Source organism: Kribbella sp. NPDC056861 (assembly GCF_040687575.1).
In the GTDB taxonomy this organism is placed as follows: domain Bacteria; phylum Actinomycetota; class Actinomycetes; order Propionibacteriales; family Kribbellaceae; genus Kribbella.
Genome location: NZ_JBFBNQ010000009.1, coordinates 433,225 through 450,044, shown reverse-complemented (window position 1 = coordinate 450,044; position 16,820 = coordinate 433,225). Strand labels below are relative to the sequence as shown.

19 protein-coding genes are annotated in these 16,820 nt (G+C 66.5%); 9 read left to right on the top strand and 10 right to left on the bottom strand.

What is annotated here, in order from left to right; genetic code table 11:
- Positions 1-418: 418 nt before the first annotated feature.
- The 5 genes from AB0P21_RS39060 to AB0P21_RS39040 form a co-directional block, all read right to left on the bottom strand.
- On the bottom strand, positions 419-1,090 hold the full coding sequence (locus AB0P21_RS39060) for a GAF and ANTAR domain-containing protein (RefSeq protein WP_363704143.1): 672 nt from the start codon (positions 1,088-1,090) through the stop codon (positions 419-421).
- 130 nt (positions 1,091-1,220) lie between these two features.
- Entirely contained in the window at positions 1,221-1,517 is a 297-nt protein-coding gene (locus tag AB0P21_RS39055; RefSeq protein WP_363704141.1) for an STAS domain-containing protein, read from the bottom strand.
- A 65-nt stretch (positions 1,518-1,582) separates the two neighbouring features.
- Positions 1,583-2,179 (bottom strand): ECF RNA polymerase sigma factor SigK, encoded by a 597-nt coding sequence (gene sigK, locus AB0P21_RS39050; protein WP_363704139.1) that lies wholly within the window; start codon positions 2,177-2,179, stop codon positions 1,583-1,585.
- A 222-nt stretch (positions 2,180-2,401) separates the two neighbouring features.
- A complete protein-coding gene (locus AB0P21_RS39045; protein ID WP_363704163.1) occupies positions 2,402-2,905 on the bottom strand; it encodes a DUF6245 family protein in 504 nt (167 codons plus the stop codon).
- Positions 2,906-3,082: 177 nt separating this feature from the next.
- A complete protein-coding gene (locus AB0P21_RS39040) occupies positions 3,083-3,298 on the bottom strand; it encodes a hypothetical protein (RefSeq protein WP_363704137.1) in 216 nt (71 codons plus the stop codon).
- Positions 3,299-3,948: 650 nt separating this feature from the next.
- Between AB0P21_RS39040 and AB0P21_RS39035 the strand changes: the two genes are divergently transcribed.
- The 3 genes from AB0P21_RS39035 (at position 3,949) to AB0P21_RS39025 (ending at position 5,512) form a co-directional block, all read left to right on the top strand.
- A complete protein-coding gene (locus AB0P21_RS39035) occupies positions 3,949-4,215 on the top strand; it encodes a hypothetical protein (protein ID WP_363704135.1) in 267 nt (88 codons plus the stop codon).
- The gene (locus AB0P21_RS39030; protein ID WP_363704133.1) at positions 4,212-4,385 is read left to right on the top strand and encodes a hypothetical protein; all 174 of its coding nucleotides are present in this window, start codon (positions 4,212-4,214) and stop codon (positions 4,383-4,385) included. Before AB0P21_RS39035 ends, AB0P21_RS39030 begins: the two co-directional genes overlap by 4 nt.
- 365 nt (positions 4,386-4,750) lie before the next feature.
- A complete protein-coding gene (locus AB0P21_RS39025; RefSeq protein ID WP_363704131.1) occupies positions 4,751-5,512 on the top strand; it encodes a GAF and ANTAR domain-containing protein in 762 nt (253 codons plus the stop codon).
- Positions 5,513-6,020: 508 nt separating this feature from the next.
- Here the strand turns inward: AB0P21_RS39025 and AB0P21_RS39020 are convergent.
- The gene (locus AB0P21_RS39020) at positions 6,021-6,383 is read right to left on the bottom strand and encodes an STAS domain-containing protein (RefSeq protein WP_363704129.1); all 363 of its coding nucleotides are present in this window, start codon (positions 6,381-6,383) and stop codon (positions 6,021-6,023) included.
- Complete coding sequence (locus tag AB0P21_RS39015) at positions 6,380-6,553, bottom strand: sigma factor-like helix-turn-helix DNA-binding protein (protein ID WP_363704161.1); 174 nt, start codon at positions 6,551-6,553, stop codon at positions 6,380-6,382. The genes AB0P21_RS39020 and AB0P21_RS39015 overlap by 4 nt, the downstream gene beginning before the upstream one ends.
- A gap of 631 nt (positions 6,554-7,184) precedes the next feature.
- Here AB0P21_RS39015 and AB0P21_RS39010 point away from each other — a divergent pair.
- The 4 genes from AB0P21_RS39010 (at position 7,185) to AB0P21_RS38995 (ending at position 10,014) form a co-directional block, all read left to right on the top strand.
- Positions 7,185-7,688, top strand: coding sequence for a hypothetical protein (locus tag AB0P21_RS39010; RefSeq protein ID WP_363704127.1), 504 nt, complete (start codon positions 7,185-7,187; stop codon positions 7,686-7,688).
- Positions 7,685-8,305, top strand: coding sequence for an ANTAR domain-containing protein (locus AB0P21_RS39005; protein ID WP_363704125.1), 621 nt, complete (start codon positions 7,685-7,687; stop codon positions 8,303-8,305). The genes AB0P21_RS39010 and AB0P21_RS39005 overlap by 4 nt, the downstream gene beginning before the upstream one ends.
- A gap of 199 nt (positions 8,306-8,504) precedes the next feature.
- Positions 8,505-9,239 (top strand): GAF and ANTAR domain-containing protein, encoded by a 735-nt coding sequence (locus AB0P21_RS39000; RefSeq protein ID WP_363704123.1) that lies wholly within the window; start codon positions 8,505-8,507, stop codon positions 9,237-9,239.
- 79 nt (positions 9,240-9,318) lie between these two features.
- On the top strand, positions 9,319-10,014 hold the full coding sequence (locus AB0P21_RS38995) for a GAF and ANTAR domain-containing protein (RefSeq protein WP_363704121.1): 696 nt from the start codon (positions 9,319-9,321) through the stop codon (positions 10,012-10,014).
- 522 nt (positions 10,015-10,536) lie between these two features.
- Here AB0P21_RS38995 and AB0P21_RS38990 read toward each other — a convergent pair.
- The 3 genes from AB0P21_RS38990 to AB0P21_RS38980 all read right to left on the bottom strand — a co-directional run bounded on the left by AB0P21_RS38990 (position 10,537) and on the right by AB0P21_RS38980 (position 14,802).
- Positions 10,537-11,607 (bottom strand): hypothetical protein, encoded by a 1,071-nt coding sequence (locus tag AB0P21_RS38990; protein ID WP_363704119.1) that lies wholly within the window; start codon positions 11,605-11,607, stop codon positions 10,537-10,539.
- Between the two features lie 211 nt (positions 11,608-11,818).
- On the bottom strand, positions 11,819-12,286 hold the full coding sequence (locus tag AB0P21_RS38985; protein ID WP_363704117.1) for a hypothetical protein: 468 nt from the start codon (positions 12,284-12,286) through the stop codon (positions 11,819-11,821).
- The gene (locus AB0P21_RS38980) at positions 12,286-14,802 is read right to left on the bottom strand and encodes a molybdopterin oxidoreductase family protein (RefSeq protein ID WP_363704115.1); all 2,517 of its coding nucleotides are present in this window, start codon (positions 14,800-14,802) and stop codon (positions 12,286-12,288) included. Before AB0P21_RS38980 ends, AB0P21_RS38985 begins: the two co-directional genes overlap by 1 nt.
- A 378-nt stretch (positions 14,803-15,180) precedes the next feature.
- Between AB0P21_RS38980 and AB0P21_RS38975 the strand changes: the two genes are divergently transcribed.
- Positions 15,181-16,035 (top strand): alpha/beta hydrolase, encoded by an 855-nt coding sequence (locus tag AB0P21_RS38975; protein WP_363704113.1) that lies wholly within the window; start codon positions 15,181-15,183, stop codon positions 16,033-16,035.
- Complete coding sequence (locus AB0P21_RS38970; RefSeq protein WP_363704111.1) at positions 16,035-16,796, top strand: isocitrate lyase/phosphoenolpyruvate mutase family protein; 762 nt, start codon at positions 16,035-16,037, stop codon at positions 16,794-16,796. The genes AB0P21_RS38975 and AB0P21_RS38970 overlap by 1 nt, the downstream gene beginning before the upstream one ends.
- Positions 16,797-16,820: the final 24 nt, after the last annotated feature.

Sequence of the window (16,820 nt, the reverse complement as noted above, 5' to 3'; positions counted from 1 at the left end):
TCCGAAGAAAGCCATAGCAACGAGCTACTGCACGCCCATGCGTCATTCATCAACAACACCGACCTCATCTTCAACAGCGATCGATCAGGCAACGGCGACGTCTACCTGCTTCGAAAGAAATAGCGCTCACTGCGGACCGACTACATCAGCCAGCCACCGACGGCTCGGTCGGGGTTGGACGACTGTGAGCCCGTAGGGGCGGAACCGGCTGATCGGCGTACTGGCTGGCGCGGTAGGTTCGATGGAGTCATACTGCGGGGGCCTCAAGGTCCTCAACCTCACCCGCACCTCCGCAAAAAGGTGTGTGTGCCCGAACGGCAGTATCCATCCGGGCACACCCTGGCCCGGCCGGCCGAAATGCATAAGAGATGCCTCCGCATCATCAGGCCCGCCACCGCAGCAACACTCCGCCGATCGGCTAGTCGGGGAGCTGGCCGTGGGCGATGACGTGCTGGGCGATGTCGTGCAGGCGCTGGTTGCGGTCTTGGGAGTAGCGCTGCAGCGTCGCGAACGCCTGGATGGCATCCAGTTTGTAGCGCTCCATCAGCCGCCCGACGGCCTGGCCGACGTTTTTGCGGGAGTCGATGGCCAGATTCAGGGAGGCCTCGGAGCGAGCCGAAGCGACCGCGATCGAGGCGTGCAGCGCGAGGAGTTGGGCGGCCTCGAGGTCTCCCTCGCCGAACACGTAGGGCTTGGTCGAGACGAGATTGAGAACTCCGCTGGTGGAATGCGCGGTAAACAGCCGGATCGCGAGCGCGCTGCGGATCCCGCTCGCGGCCGCGGTCGGTGCCCATTTGGGCCACCGGTCGTCAATGACGGTGTCTTTGACGAGCACGTCGTCGTGGTCGGCGATGGCCAGCAGGCTGGGGCCTTCGCCAAGGTCGATCTGGAGCTGGTCCGCGGTGGTGACGAGCGGATCGGTCGCGGCGATGGTCTCGGCGCGGCGGCGGTTCATCAGCATCACCGACGCGGAGTCGTAGTGGAGCGCTTCGACCGCGAACTCCAGCACCGCTTCAACAGTGGCCAGTACTCCGACCTGGTCGTGCAGGTTCATCGCCATGTCACCGAACTCGCCGGCTTGGTCAGTCATCGATCTCCTACGCACCGGGCGCGCCAAAGAGACCCCCGGCGCGGTCTGCTTGGCGTTAACGAGTGCCTCGAGCATAGATCGTGCCTAAGTTTGCGGCGAGTAACCAGGCACCTTCGGGCCGATTCGTAGGTCAGTTCTGAGGGGTGCGGATTCTGGGGATGTTCGCGGTATCGAGGGCGTCGGTGATGGCGGGGTGGGAGGCGATCACCCGCAGTTCGCCGCGGGCCCGGGTCGGTCGGCGCCAGACTTCCTGCAGCGCGCGGACGGCGTCGTTGTTCAGGTAGGTGCAGGCCGACAGATCGACTGTCAGGGTCCCGGCGCACACCGGCCATACTTCGAACAGTTCCTCGCGAAACGTTGCCGCGATCAACCGGTCGACGTGACCGATCACGGTAAGCGTGACCACCCCGTCGGTCACTTCGGTCATGACCTGCCGCGCTCCTGCCTCCGGAATGGGCGGGTGGAGAGTCGTGGTCGGGTTTGGCGTGGTGCTCATGCGATCCCGATCGTGGTCAGGCAGCTGCGGAGCCGGCGCAGGCCGTCGCGGATCCGGGCTTTGACCGCGGGTAGTTTCGCGTCGAGCAGGCCGGCGACCTCGAGGTAGGTGTAGCCGTCGTAGAAGGCCAGTACCACCGCCTGGAGCTGAAGGTCGGTCAGCGATTTCAGGCAGCCGCGGACGGAGGTCATCTCGGACAGCCGGGTGCCTTCTTCGGCGGTCAGGTCGAAGCTGATCAGTGCCGCAGCTCTGGCGCTGTGGTCGAGATCGCGGTCCTTGGCGGCGCGTTCTCTACGGACCCGGTCGACAGCGCGGCGGTGCGCGATCGTGGTGACCCAGGTTTCCACCGACCCCCGGCCCGGGTGGTAGCGGGTAGCGGTGCGCCACACCTCGATCATGACGTCTTGGGCGACCTCTTCGGCCAGCGCCTCGTTGCGCAGGACACGACGCGCGATCCCGAAAGCCCGCGGCGCTGTCGCGTCGTACAGGATCGCGAACGCTTCGCGGTCACCTTCGGCGACCTGGCTCATCACCGCGGCCAGCGGCGGGGGCGGCCCGGTGGTGGTCTGAATGAAGATCGGTGTCAAAGACATACGCAAGCCAACTTCCCCAAGGGCAGGTACACACGAAGGTGTGCCGCCTAGGTCTGGGGCAGCGTCGCCTGGCCCGCTCGGACAAGAGGGCCTGTCAGTGACAGTACCTGCGTTCTGCGTAACGGACACCCCGTCGTGCCCGGCACCGGAAAAGAAGGGTGACCAGGCATCGACCACGCTCTGGTCAGGGCAGACCGAACAGCGACCTCAGAGGTGTTGGGGTTAGTGCTGGGTGGGTCCGATGGCGGGATCAGTGGGGCGGGGCGTGATGAGGTCGCCGGCGCTGGTGTCGTGGCCGGCGGTGAGCAGGTTGTTGACGCGGTCGGCGGCGGTGGCGAGATGGTCGGCGGCTTGGCGAAGGTTGCTGGTGGAGCCTGCGGTATGGGGGTCGTCGGGGCTGCGGGTGGTACAGGCTTCGAGGAGCAGGGCCAGGCCGGCGGCGGCCTCGGTGGCCGCCGCGATGACGCCGGGGTCGGTGAAAAGTTCGGCGTCGAGCTGGCGCAGGTCGGTCGACAGCCGGGACGCGGTGTAAACCACGAGCTCGAGAGCGACGCCGCCGTCAGGATCCGGGCTGGTGGCGTTCCTGGTTGTGCTGCGAGGTGCTGGTGCGCCGCTCCCGGCAGCCTCGACGGTCATCAGATGAACCAGAGCTGTCTTGTACAGGGCGTTGGCCAAGCGCGCGGTGACGACTTCGACGCCGACCGGTGTCCTGTTCGGCGCGACGATCCGGTGACGGTACTGCTGAATAGACGTGGCGATAGGCAGGGATCCGGATGGTCGTCAGCCGTTGACGGACGGCAGGATCCACCTGCCTACCAATCGATAGTGGACCTGGCCGCCCGGCGACGTCAACTAACCGCCCAGCCTGTCCGGGAGTTCTTCGTTCGGCGCGTACGCACAACCTCAGGACGTGGCGAAAACCATGACCAGCACGACAGCAATGGCGACGGCCGGCCAATGCCGGCCCGGTCTCGTCAGCGTCGCCTTGGTGGTCGCGGCAGCAATCGCGATCCCGATGGTGTCGAGCAGCCAAAGCGCCCCGCTGCGGGCCGGCAGTGCCCAGGTCACTTCGTGGCCGGTCCACACCAGCACGACGGCGGTGATGCCCAGCAGCAACACCCGTAGCCCCGGGCGCTGCCTTTCGGGTTGAGCTGACCTGGCGGTTTTTCGCGCCGATGATGCCGACGAGCGTGATTGTCCCCTGTGACGTGCCATCAATGACCCCACATCAACGCCCTGTAAGGCGGGGTCTTGGCCTGCTTACTTCAACCATCCCACCCGTATCCAAAGACGACGTCCGCGGCTGAACGGTCAGGCCCCCTTTAAGGGCCGGCGGCTATCGGCTGCAGAGGTCTGTCGCGGCGCGCGGTGTGGATCGGTGCACGGCGGGGTACCGACGCCACTCGCGCCAGGCGAGCTGCGGATGACGAGGAACCCTGCAGCTGACGCCGGGGCGAATCGAAGAAGGCGGAGACGTCACCAGTTCGGGCGGGGACCGTGAACAGGTGACGTCTCCGTTGACGATCAGCCGCTCGCGCCGGGACTAGAGCAGGCCGGGGCAGTTTCGCACCGATCGGGCAGGTTATCGGGTCAGCTACAGCGTCAGTGCTGCCCCAGACCCCGGCCGCTTTCCACGCAATGCCTAGCTGGGGGTTTCATGTCTCGCACCGCCGTTTCCACGCCGCATTCCTCCATGCCCTACCTCTTCGCGCCGGTGACGCGCGGGGTCGAGTGGGCCGTCGATCGCCGCGAGCTGCTGGAAGCCGCCGGTGCCGGTGATCACTGGGCTGTCGATCAGTTGTGTGACCGTCACGGTGCCGCCGCTGTTCGGCCTGGCCCGCGCGATCCTCGGTGGCCCGGGCGAGGCCGAGACCGTCGTGGTCGAGGTCATCACCCGCGCCTGCACCGATCCCGGCGCCACCACGACCTCGAGTGGAAGTGGCAGTTTGCGCCGCGAGCTGCCCGGCTCACCTACCTGTACGCCACCCGCTGCCTGGACACCACCTCCTCACGTTCAGGCAGCGGGTCGGCCATGACCACCATCACCGCAGTAGCCGAGCTCGCACGCCAGCAGCGTTCGGCGGTCGCCCTGGTGCAATGCGGCGACCACACCATGAGTGGCGTCGCCGACCTGCTAGACCTGCCCATCCCGGTCGTGGCGATGCTGTTGTGCTCCGGCCTGGAGGACGCGCAGGCCAACGGCTAGCGCGCTGCCGGCAGAAGTCTCCACCGGGCAGCAGCCCAGCCGGTATGACCGCCGACTACGGCCGCGAGGCACCCCGATGCCCGCAATCGCGGCAGCTCGGGAGCCGGTTGAAGATCGAGGCAGCGGGCACCGTGAGCAGGCGACGTCCCAACCGTGCGATCACGGCCTCCCGATCACAGCGCGCGAGTACCGGCCCGGAACTGGTGTGACACGGTGGCGTCTCTTCGCGTACGGCAGATCCTGCTCGAGGTGCTGGTCCTCGACCAGCCAAACCCGCCCGGCCTCGACGGCGACACCGTCTGGCACCGACTGTGCGCATCTGCGACCAGATCAATACCAGTCAGCGGCGCCAGCGTCGCTGACTGATGACCACCGCCGGGCACAGCGGCACCCTCGCCGCAACCAACGGGCCAGCCCAGGTGATGGAGAACCTCCAGCAGTCTCTCGGGGAAGGCCCGTGGCTGACCGCGTTCCACGACCAGCGTCCGGTCCTCGAGCACGACCGGGCCGGTGCTGGTGCGCACTGGCCGGGGTTCGCGCCCGCAGCAACCGAATCCGGAATCGCGGCGGTTTTCGCGTTCCCGCTCCAGGCGGGCGCAGTTCGGCTCGGGGTGCTCGACCTCTACCGCAACACCCCCGGCCCGCTGGACAGCCTGCAGCTCGGCGAAGCGCTCGACTACGCCGCCGCCGCGACGACCATCCTGCTCGACCTGCAACACGACACCACCCCCGACAAGCTGCATTCCCAGTTCGTCCATGCCGTCGACAGCCACCGCGATATCCACCAGGCCACCGGCATCATCGCCGTCCAGGCCGGCGTCAGCATGAACGAAGCGCTGCTGATAACCCCACCACCCCGTGCAGCGGGGCCAGCCAGGCCTGGAAAGGCGGCAGCAAATGAGCCGGGAGAGATGTTTAACGAACTCGCCGACACCACGCTGAACAGCCGCGTCCTGCTCGAGCAAGCCAAAGGCGTCATCTCCGAACGCGCCGGCATCACCGTCGAACACGCCTTTACCCTGCTCCGGGCCTACGCTCGTCGCAATCGCCGACAGCTCACAGCCGTCGCCAGCGCCGTCATCGACGGCACCCTCGCGCCGTCGGAATTCACCTCCGGCAGTGACTGATCGCGCTCTGCGAGGAACCCGGCCAAGCAGCAGTTCAGCCGGAAAACTCCAGCACACTCGGGAACGAGCAACACCCCGCCCAGTAAACGCGAGCAGAATTCCACGCTGACCTCGGCACCGGCAACGCCGTAGTCACGCTCGCCAAAGCAGGCGATCGGCTCACCACCGGAGTACCAACTGATCAACCGGGCTGCCTCGCGACAAAACCATCCTCTACGTGAGTGCCGTACCCACGACACGAGAACTCTTCTGGGAGCACATCCGCGACGTCCCGCACTGACATGATCGAGTTCCAGCTCGGTACCACGCTGCCCTCGAAGTCCGACCTTGCTCGCGAGATCCGCGGCAGCTCAGCCGACTCCGCGACGCGACCGGTGCGGCGCCGCGACACGTCGTCCTCGTTTTCTGGATGGTGGCCGTTGCAGCGTTCGTGGTGAGACCTTGCTTAGTACTCCGACCTGATTGTGTAGGTTCATCGCCATGTCACCGAACCTGCCTGCTTGATCGGTCATCCGTCCTCTTCCACGCTGGCGTCCAGTGCTGCGGTGACGTCCGGAAGGCCGGCGATCACGCGCAGCTCGCCGCGGGCCCGGGTCGGCCAACGCCAGACCTCCTGCAGTGCACGGACGGCATCGACACTGAGGTACGTGCAGCCCGACAGGTCGACTGTCAGGATCCCCACGCACACCGGCCACACCTCCAACAGGTCCTCGCGCGACGTCGCCGAGGTCAGCCGGTCAACCTGACCGGTGGCGGTGAGCGTGACAAGACCGTCGCTGACCTCGATCGTGACCTGCCGCGACACCGCGGACGTGGACTGGGCGTACGAGTGGGTCGTGGTGATCGCCGGTGCTGTGATGCGCGCGGTCATGCGATGCCCGCCGTGGTGAGGCTGTCGCGGAGTCGGAGCAGGCCGTCGCGGATCCGGGCTTTGACGGTGGGCAGCTTGACGCTGAGCAGGTCGGCGACTTCGGGGTACGTGTAGCCCTCGTAGAAGGCCAGCACAATGGCCTGGCGCTGGAGGTCGGTGAGGGCATTCAGGCAGCCGCGGACGTGCTCGATATCGGAACTCCTGGCGCGGCTTCGGCGGTGAGGTCGAGGCTGGTCCCGGCCGCCTCACGAGCAACGTGGTTGCGATCGCGGTCCTCAGCCCAGGCTCAATTGCACGGTACCTGCAGCGCGATCCTGAAAGCCCGGGACGCGGTCGCGTCAGAGACGGCGACGAACGCGTCACGGTCACCGTGGGCGACTTGATCCATCACCGCATCCAGCGATCGTGGTGGCCCAAGGTCTGGGGGAGCGTCGTTAGGCGCATCCGTCTGTGGCCTGCGCGTGGTACCTGCGTTCTGCGTGATGGCATCCGGGCAGCCGGCTGCCGACAAGATGGTGTTCGTAGCAAATAGTCCGCTGGATCGGCCGGAACTGGCCCCGTCTTGCTTGTCCTAGTCGTACGTACGAACTCTGAGGCTGTTTCATCGCGACACGGACGGGTACGTTTTGCTCACAGCATCAGTGCTGCCCAAGACCTCGGCGGCTCTCCATCGGAGCGCCCATCTGGGGGTCTTGCATGTCACACACAGTTCTTTCCACGCGCCGCTCGCCACGGCTGGCGAGCCCCGGGGTCGAATGGGCAGCCGATCGGCGCGATCACCGTCATGGTCAGCTCGTTGGCTTGTCGCGACTGCTGGAGGCTGCAGGCTCTGGTGACGCCTGGGCGGTCGGTGAGCTGTGTGACCGTCACGGCGCCGCGCTGTTCGGTCTTGCCCGCGCGATCCTGGGCTACCCGGCCCGGGCCGAGACTGTCGTGGTCGAGGTCATCGCCCGCGCCTGCATCGACCCCGGCGCCACCGCGACCGCGAGCGGCGGTGGCAGTTTGCGCCGCGAGCTGGCCCGGCTGACCTACCTGTACGCGACCCGCTGCCTGGACACCACTTCCTCCTCACGTCCAGGCAGCGGGTCGGCCATGATGGCCGGTCTGGCCGAACTCGCCCGACAGCAGCGTTCGGCGGTGGCGCTGGTGCAGTGCGGCGACCACACGATCGGTGACGTCGCCGGCCTGCTCGACGTGACGGAACCGGTCGTGGCGATGTTGCTGTGTTCCGGCCTGAAAGACCTGCAGACAGCCGACCGGCCGGCCGCCGGCGACGGATCTCGCCGGGCGGGCCGGCCGGTATGACCATCACCGTGCCGCAGCCGGGTGCCGCCACGGCGCCCGTTCCGTCGGTGTCCGATCTGGCTCCTGGCCTTGACCAGGTACTGCGGACGGTGCTGGAGTTGGCGGTCGTCGGCGGACACTGCGAGTGGGCAACGATCAGGCTCCGGGCGACCAAGCGGTACGCCGCGATCACCGTCTCCTCCGATCCGCGACCCCAACCCGCGCCGCGGCCGGTCGGCGAGCTCGCGGCGCCGACGTCGCGCGAGTGCAGCGTCTTCGGCGTCGAACTGGCTGCGGGCCGGGACTCGTTCGGTGTGATCGGCTTCTACGCGGCGCATTCCAGAGGGTTCAGCGCCACCGAGCAAGCAGCCGCGCAGCTGATCGCGGTCCAGGCTGCGTTGACGATCGGCGCGGTCCGGGCCGCGGCTGAGCTGTCGGAGGCGATCGGCACCTGCACCGTGGTCGCGCAGGCCCAGGGCATCGTGATGGAGCGCTACCGTCTGGACGGCGCCCGCGCGTTCGAGGTGCTGCGCCGCTACTCCCAAGACCACAACATCAAGCTGCGCGACATCGCGCACGACGTCGTGGTCTCCGGGCTCCTCCCAGCCGGCCGGCCGCGACGGAGATCCCGCCCGTGACGTCATCGGCCTGGTCGCGAGCCACAACAGCGGCACCCGGATGGTCCGCCTCCCACGCGCTCGGCTGCTTGGCCCAGCGCCCGGCAGGCCTCGTTTCGACGACCGTGGCCGGGGGCACCATGGGCAGGCGACGTCACGGCCGTGTGATCACGGTCCATCGTTCACGGCGCGCGAGTACCGGCCCGGAACTGGTGTGACAGTGGCATCGCTACGCGTTCGGCAGATCCTGCTCGAGGTACTGGCCATGGACCAGCCCGATCCACCCGGCCTCGACGGCGACACCGTCTGGGCCCGCCTGTGCGCCTCGGCGACCAGGTCGGTGCCGGTCAGCGGCGCCGGAGTGGCGCTGATGACGCAGGCCGGCCACGGCCGTACCCTGGCCGCCACCGACGGCCCGGCAGCGGCGATGGAGAACCTTCAGCAGACCCTCGGCGAAGGCCCGTGCCTGACCGCGTTCCACGACCGGCGACCAGTCCTGGAACACGATCTCGCCGAGGCCGGTGCGCGCTGGCCCGGGTTCGTGCCGGCCGCGACCGAGTCCGGGATCGCGGCGGTCTTCGCGTTCCCGCTCCAGGTCGGCGCGATCCGGCTCGGTGTCCTCGATCTCTACCGCGACACCCCCGGGCCACTGGACGGCCTGCAGCTGGGCGAAGCGCTCGACTACGCGGCCGCCGCGGCAACCATCTTGCTCGACCTTCAGTACGACGAAGCACCCGGCGGGCTGCACCCCCAGTTGGCCGACGCCGCCGACAGCCACCGCGCCATCCACCAGGCCACCGGCATCATCACCGTCCAAGCCTCGGTCGGCATGAACGAGGCGCTGCTGCTGCTACGGGTCCGCGCCTATGCCGAAGAACGGCCGCTGCTCGAGCTCGCCGAAAACGTGGTCGCCCGGACAGTGACCTTTCACCCCGAGGAAGACCATCATGAATAACAACCCCACGCCGAGCACGCAGGCGGTACCGGCCTGGAAAGGCGGCAAGCAAATGAGCAGGGAGCAGCGTCTCGCCGAGGTGTTCATCGAACTCGCCGACACCCTCGTCGACGACTACGACGTCCTCGACCTCCTCCACGTCCTGTGTGATCGCGGTGTCGAGCTGCTGCAGGCTGACGCGGCCGGCCTGATCCTGGCCGACCAGCGCGGACTGCTGCACGTGATGGCCTCAACCACCGAGGAAGCCAGACTGCTGGAACTGTTCGTACTACAGAATGACGAAGGCCCCTGTCTGGACTGCTACTCGACCGGCGAAAAAATCGTCAACATCGACCTGGACGAAGTCGAGGAACGCTGGCCGAGATTCCGCGCAGCGACCATTGCCGCCGGCTACCGCTCCACCCACGCCATCCCGCTACGCCTGAGGGGGCAGGTGATCGGGGTGCTGAACCTGTTCTGCACCGACCGCACGACCCTCAGCGACGCCGATATCGCGCTCGGCCAGGCACTGTGCGACATCGCCACCGTGGGGCTGCTGCAGGAACGCACGGTTCGGCGAGGCGAAGTGCTGGCCGAACAGCTGCAGGCCGCGCTGAACAGCCGCGTCCTGCTCGAACAGGCCAAAGGCGTCATCTCTGAACGTGTCGGCGTCACTGTTGACGAAGCCTTCGTTCTGATCCGGGCTCACGCCCGCCGCAACCACCTACAGCTCGGCGCGGTGGCCAGCGCAGTCATTGATGGCACCATCGCCGCATCCGAGCTGACGCCCAGGTAGCCAGCCGTAAGGGCCATGGCAGCGGCAGTTGAGGATCCAGCCCGTCGCCGCCACCTGACGCCGCCGGTTGAAGTCTCGCGCCCACTGAGCCATCAGGTGTTGGCCCGAGACCGCGCGAGCGAGTCCGCACCGGGGACGGCTGGCGCGGACCGGGGCTACCGCCCACGGCACCGGCCGTCCCGGGCAACTGATACGGGCCGGCCGAAGCATGCGGAACACTCCGAGCAACAACTATTCGGAACCAACGCCCCAACGGCTACCTTCATCACACCGATTGCAGACCACTTCGGACATCGTGCAGCCGACTTCGAACATTGACACAGCCGGCCGGGGCGAGCCGCGCCGACCCGTTCGGGAGATCCGCGTCGCGGCGTGGTAGGTGAACTACCTCGACTCGGCAACGATCGCGCAGTACCCGGCCGATCAGTTCGACATAGCCTCTGGTGCTTCGACTACTTTCAGCAGTGCCCGAATGCAGTTCCTGATCGGCACCTCACCGATGCTGTGTCCAGGGGTCCCTGCTCAGCCCGAGTTGGCGATGGCGAACAGGCCGGCCACGCCGACGGTATACAGGATCAGGACGATCAGTGAGTCGATGCCCATGCGGGCGATGCGGCGGCGCGGGCGGAACAGAAGCCCGGTGGCGTAGACGAGGGTGAGCAGGATGGCGAGGGCGGTGAGGTATATGTCGGTGGACTGTGCTTGCGGCAGCACGGCTTTGCCGGAGAGCAGGGTGGCCATCAAGAACAGTACGGGCAGGAACGCGTTGCCGCCGAAGATGTCGCTGATGGCGAGCTGGTAGTCGCCTTGCTTGATCGATGTGAGGCCGGAGGACAGCTCAGGCAGGGAGGTTGCGGCGGCCAGGACGGTGGCGCCGAACAGCACCCCGGACAGGCCGATCTGGTCGGCGATCGCGTCGCCGCTGCGTTCCAGCACAACGCCGGCTATCAAGGTGACCAGAGCGGCGGCGCCGAAGATGGTGGCGGACTTGGTGGTGCTGGTGCCTTTGCCGGTGGCCTGCTGCTCGTTGTGTTGCTGGCTGTGCCCGCGGGGCTTGTCCTGGTTGTCGGGAGCTTGGCCGGACTCGTGCCAGGGCAGCGCCTTGCCGGCGCGTTGCAGCAGTAGCAGCCCGGCTACCCACAAGATGACGATCAGCACCGGAGCAGGGGTCAGGCGCCATGCGATGAGGTTGTCCGGGAGTTGGCTGCCGGCGATCACGACCGCAAGCACCGCGACCACGAGCGCGGCTTCCAGGACCAACACCAGCGAGGCGGCGCGGTAGGTCAGCGGGCGATTGCCGCGGACGCCGAACGCGTCGAGCGCCACCAGGACGACGGTCTGGATCGCGATGCCGCCCAGGATGTTGCCGACCGCGACATCGATGTTGCCCGATACCGCGGCGCTGGCCACGATGGCGATCTCGGGCAGGTTCGTGGCGATGGCCAGCAAGATGAGCCCACCCAGCGCGGAGCCCAGGTGCAGGCGCACCGACAGTACGTCGGTCTGTTTGGACAGCTGGGTGCCAGCCACCCAGATCGCCGCCGCAGCGCCCACGAAGACCAGCAACAGCAGCGGCAACGACAGACCCGACATGGCCGACCTCAATTCTTCCAGCCGGCTGGAAGAACTTGCCGGTCGCGGGGTGCTGCCGCTGCAACTATTGCCGGTGACGCTGTCAGCGAGAAAGCGCACTAGTGGTTCGACATGCTCCCGGTACGTCGGTGAGCGACACGGTGCGCGCAGTGCAGCGCATCCAGTACACGCCACCGCCCGACCACGCTCGTCTGATGAAGGGCAACCAGAGTCACGGCGCCACGATAAGTGCTTGCGGCGCTGCGGCTTTCATGCGGGTGTTGAGCCAGGACAGCTGACGGGAGGTCTCAGCACTTGCCCCCTGCGCGATGTACAGGAGCTCCTCGTCGCGCAGGCCCTGGGCGGCTTGGATGATCACGGTCCAGCTGGTGAGTACCAGGGTGCCGAGGACGTGCAGGTCTTGCAGGTCGCGCAGAAGGCCTACCGGGCCGGAGCGGACCTCCGCCAGGCCGGCAGGGTGTAGCCGCTCTGGCTCTTGCACGTCGCTGTGGCCTTGTTTGCCATAACGGGCCATCACGGGCTCAAGCTGGGCTACGTGGTTATCGCTGAACTGTGCCAGCGCCTGGCAGACGAACAGCACGTCCGGGTGTTTCGCGTGGCCGTCGCCGATGATCCGGAAAGCCCCGGCCAGGGTCTGCTCACTGTGATGAGCCAGCGCGAGATAAGTGGTGAGGTGCATCACCGGTCCCCCGCCGCTGGTGCCAGCTCGGCAGTGCCATGATCGTCGGCCGGGTCATTGGGATAGCGAGGCGTCTTAACCTGCCGGGTGATCGTGGGTGAGCCGCCCATGGTCGGTGGAACTCCGTCGCCGGCGGGTGCGGAAGCTGCGGTGGTCGGAGCAGGTGACGGGTTGTCGCTGTCGCGTACTTTGGTGACTCGGCATGCGGCGGTCTTGAAGTAGGGCTGCTTTGAGACCGGGTCCCACACCGTCATGGTCAGTTCGTTGGCTTGTCGCGACTGATGGCCGGGCTTGGGATCGTCGAGGTCCCAGGAGCCGTAGTGGAACGGCGCGAACACCGCTCCCTTCATCACCTGCCCGACCCGGGCCTGCACCTCGATCGCGCCACGAGGCGACTCGACCTGTACGACGTCACCTTCGGTAATTCCCAGACGGGCTGCGTCCGCTACCGACAACTCGACCCAGGCCTCAGGTGCGGCATCATGCAGCGAACGGGAGCGGCCGGTCTTGGTGCGGGTGTGGAACTGGTACACGGTACGGCCGGTGGTGAACAGCAGCGGATAGTCATCGCTGGGCACTTCGTGGGCCGGAGTGTACGCGGCGCCTTTGAGAAACGCGCGGCCGTCGGGACGCAGGGCGCGGTGTTCTTGTTCGGTGACTGCCGCTCCGGTGAGCAGGTCGTGACCATAGGTCTCGCAGTAGTCGGTGTCAGTAGGGAAGATCGCGTCGGTGTAGAGCCGGTCGGTTCCTTCGGGGGCCTGGTCGTTGACCGGCCACGGGATTCCGGTGGGCCCGCGGAGCTTGTCGTAGGAAAGACCGGTGTAGTCGACCGGTCGGCCGCGGGTGGCCTGACGCCAGGCGTCGAAGACTTCCTCGGGTGTCTGCCAGGTCATCAGTGGTGCGCCGTCCTTGTCGCGGAAGTCCATCGCGGCGGCGTACATGAGGAAGATGTCCAGATCACTTTTTGCGTCGCCGGGAGGCTCGACGGCCTTGTCGGACAGGTGCACGGTGCGGTTGACGTTGGTGAATGTGCCTGTCTTTTCGCCCCAGCCTGCGGCAGGCAGGACGACGTCGGCCAGTTGTGCGGTTTCGGTGAGGAACAGGTCTTGGACGATCACGAAGCACTGGTCGCCGTCGAGGATGCGGCGGATGCGGGCCGATTCGGGCATCGAGACGGCCGGGTTGGTCGCGGCGATCCACAGCAGTTCGATGGTGCCTTCTTCGGCGTAGCTGAAGATCTGCATCGCGTGCGTCGGTGGGGACCAGTGCGGGATTTTCAGCGCGTCGACGTTCCAGAGATCGGCCAGTTCCTGCACATGAGCGGAGTTGTCCCAGTTGCGAAACGCCGGGAGGTCTCCGTCCGCGCCGCACTCACGGTTGTTCTGTGCGGTCGGCTGACCGTTCATCTGCAAGACGCCGGATCCGTCCTTGCCGATCAGGCCGCGCAGCAAGTGCAAGTTGTGGACGGCTACTGACGAGGCGGTCGCCTGATGTGATTGATAGAAACCCTGCAGCACCGTGGACAACACGCTGCGGCTCTCACCGAAAATCCGGGCTGCCCGCCGCAGGTCTCCGGCATCGATCCCGCAGATGCGAGCCACTTCTTCTGGGGTGTACGGGTCGACCATCTCCCGCAAGTCGTCAACGCCCACAGTGTGTTCGAAGATCCATTGCTCGTCGATCCAGCCGTTGACGAAAAGCTCACGGGTCAGTCCGTTCATCAAGGCCAGGTTGGTACCGACCCGCGGCGCGAGATGAACCCCTCCCGTCCGCTCGGCTTCTGCTGCCACCGGCGTCCGCCGCGGATCCACGCACACAATCACCGGCGGATCATCCGAACGGGTCCGGTCCAGGATCCGCATCCACAGCACGGTCTGGGTCTCGGCCATGTTGTGGCCGTAGAGGAAGATCGCGTCGCAATGTTCGATGTCGGTATAGGAACCTGGTTGACCGTCGGCACCGAACGACTCCTTGAACGCCGCCGCACTGGTCGCCGTACACAGACGGGTGTTGCCATCCATATGAGGCGTGCCCAGCCCCGCTTTGCCGATCACCCCCAGCGCGTAGTACTCCTCTATGAACAGCTGGCCGCTGGAGTAGAACCCGTGCGTCAACGGCCCTTTGTCGGCCAGCAGTCGTTGCGAGACCTCGACGATCCGGCCCATCGCGGTTTCCCAGTCCGAGTCCACCAACCGGCCCGCCTCACGCACCAGAGGCCGCGTCAGCCGGTCCGGCGACGAAGCCCACGGTGTACTGCCGTACAGGCCTTTGGGTCCCATCCGGCCATGGTTGACCACGTCACTCGCCCGGCCCCGAACACCGACCATGCGCCCGTCCTTCACGGCGATATCGCATCCGCAGCCGTTACTGCACAACAGACAAGCACTTTGCACCCAGCGGTCGACGTCGTCCTCGGCCACGCCATCGGCGAGATGAAGATCAACCCTGGCCGGCCACACCGTGCCCTTGGCGTGCGGGGTACGAGGCCCCCAGATATCAGCTATCCGGTCCGTCATCAGCCGCGCTCCTCTTCCACCGACATGAGCCGGCTGTACCCCTCGCATGCGTCTCACCGAATGGCCGACAACTTGCGGTGCCCAGGAACTGTTCGGCCTACACATTCCGTCAAGATGCCGGCGCGCCCTTCAAGTGCCGTGATCGATCAAGCAGTCGCGTTCGCTGGTTTCATACCGGTGCGCCGGGAAGCGTCCTGCACCAGGTCGACTCCCGCCGACACAGCCCACCTGGCCCGCCTCTTCAAGGACAGCAGTAAATCCGCCGAGTTGATCCGTCATCGAGCGGTAACCCGGCTGTCCACCCATCTCCGCGTCGTGGCCACGACGGCGGGTACCGGACAGCTTTAACACTGATCGCAACACTTCATGGGGAGTGCTATGACGAACATCAAGGTCAACTCGCGGCTGCTCGGTCTGAAAGACGTGAAGGTTCATGTCGACGACTACGGCGGCGACGGCCGGCCAGTCGTACTGATTCACGGCTGGCCGTTGTCGGGTGAGTCGTGGAGTGAGCAGATCGCGGCGTTCAGCGGTGCCGGGTTCCGGGTGATCACCTACGACCGTCGCGGATTCGGGCGCAGCGACAAACCCAAGACCGGCTACAGCTACGACACCCTCGCCGACGACCTGGCCGGTCTGCTGGAAGAACTCGACCTGCAAGACGTTTCCCTGGTGGGTTTTTCGATGGGCGGCGGCGAAGTGGCCCGCTACATCGCCAAGCACGGCCAGAAGCGGCTCCACAGCGTCGTGTTCGCCGCAGCGGTGACTCCGATGATGATGAACGAACCAGGCAACCCAGAAGGCCCGCTGGAGAAGTCGAAGGCCGCCGAGATGACGGCACAACTGACCGCCGACCAGGACAAGTTCTACGACGGGTTCACAACCGACTTCTTCTCGGCCAATGCCGACGGCAACCTTCTGGTCACCGAACAGCAGCACCAAGACGCCATCCGGTTGTGCCGGCAAGCTGACAAGGCCGCGGCATTGGAGGCGATGCAGTCCTTCGGGATCAGCGACTTCCGCGAAGACCTGACCAAAGTCACCGTCCCGACCCTGGTCATCCATGGCGACGCGGATGGCGTCGTACCGTTCGAAGGCTCGGGCCGGCGTACACACAAAGCAATTTCGCACAGCGAACTCGTCGTCATCGAAGGGGCCCCGCACGGGTTCAACGTGTCGCATGCCGACGAGTTCAACGGCGCCGTCACCGGCTTCTTGGCCCGGTCCGCCTGATGACCGACCTGGCCGCGAGAGCCGGCGAGCTGCTGCGGCTGCACCACACCGGAGAAACCCTCGTACTGCCGACCGTCTGGGACGCCTGGTCGGCCGTCGCCGTCGCCAACGTCGGCTTCCCGGCGCTGAGCATCGGGAGTCACCCATTGGCCGAGTCCCGGGGTCAGGAGGACAACGAGGGTATGACGCTGGACGACGCTCTCGACGGGATCCGCCGGATCACCGCGGCTGTCGACGTACCGGTGACCGCCGATGTGGAGTCGGGCTACGACACCCCAGCAGCCGAACTGGTGGAACGGGTGCTCGAGGCGGGTGCGGTGGGCATCAATGTCGAGGACACCGTGCACAGCGAAGGCCGGTTGCGTGACGTGCGGGAACACGCCGACTACATCGGAGCCCTACGAGCGGCGGCGGACCAGGCAGGCGTCGAGCTGGTGATCAATGCTCGCACCGACGCGTTCATGGGCAAGGTGCAGAAGTTCGACGATCCGCTGGCCGAGGCAGTACGCAGGTCACAGGCCTGCGAGGCCGCGGGCGCACGGTGCGTCTACCCAGTGAAGATCCCTGATGCCAAAAGCCTCGACGTTCTGCTGGCAGAGCTGTCCGGCCCGGTGAACGTCACCGCACATCCCATCGACGGCGCACCGTCGGGCTCCTTCGAGGATCTGCGCGAGGCAGGGGTCCAGCGGGTCACCTTTGGGCCCCTTCTGCAGATGGCGCTGACCAAGAAGATCACCGAGCTGGTCAAACCCTGGCGCTGACCTTCGGCCTTGTCGGCTCGGTGG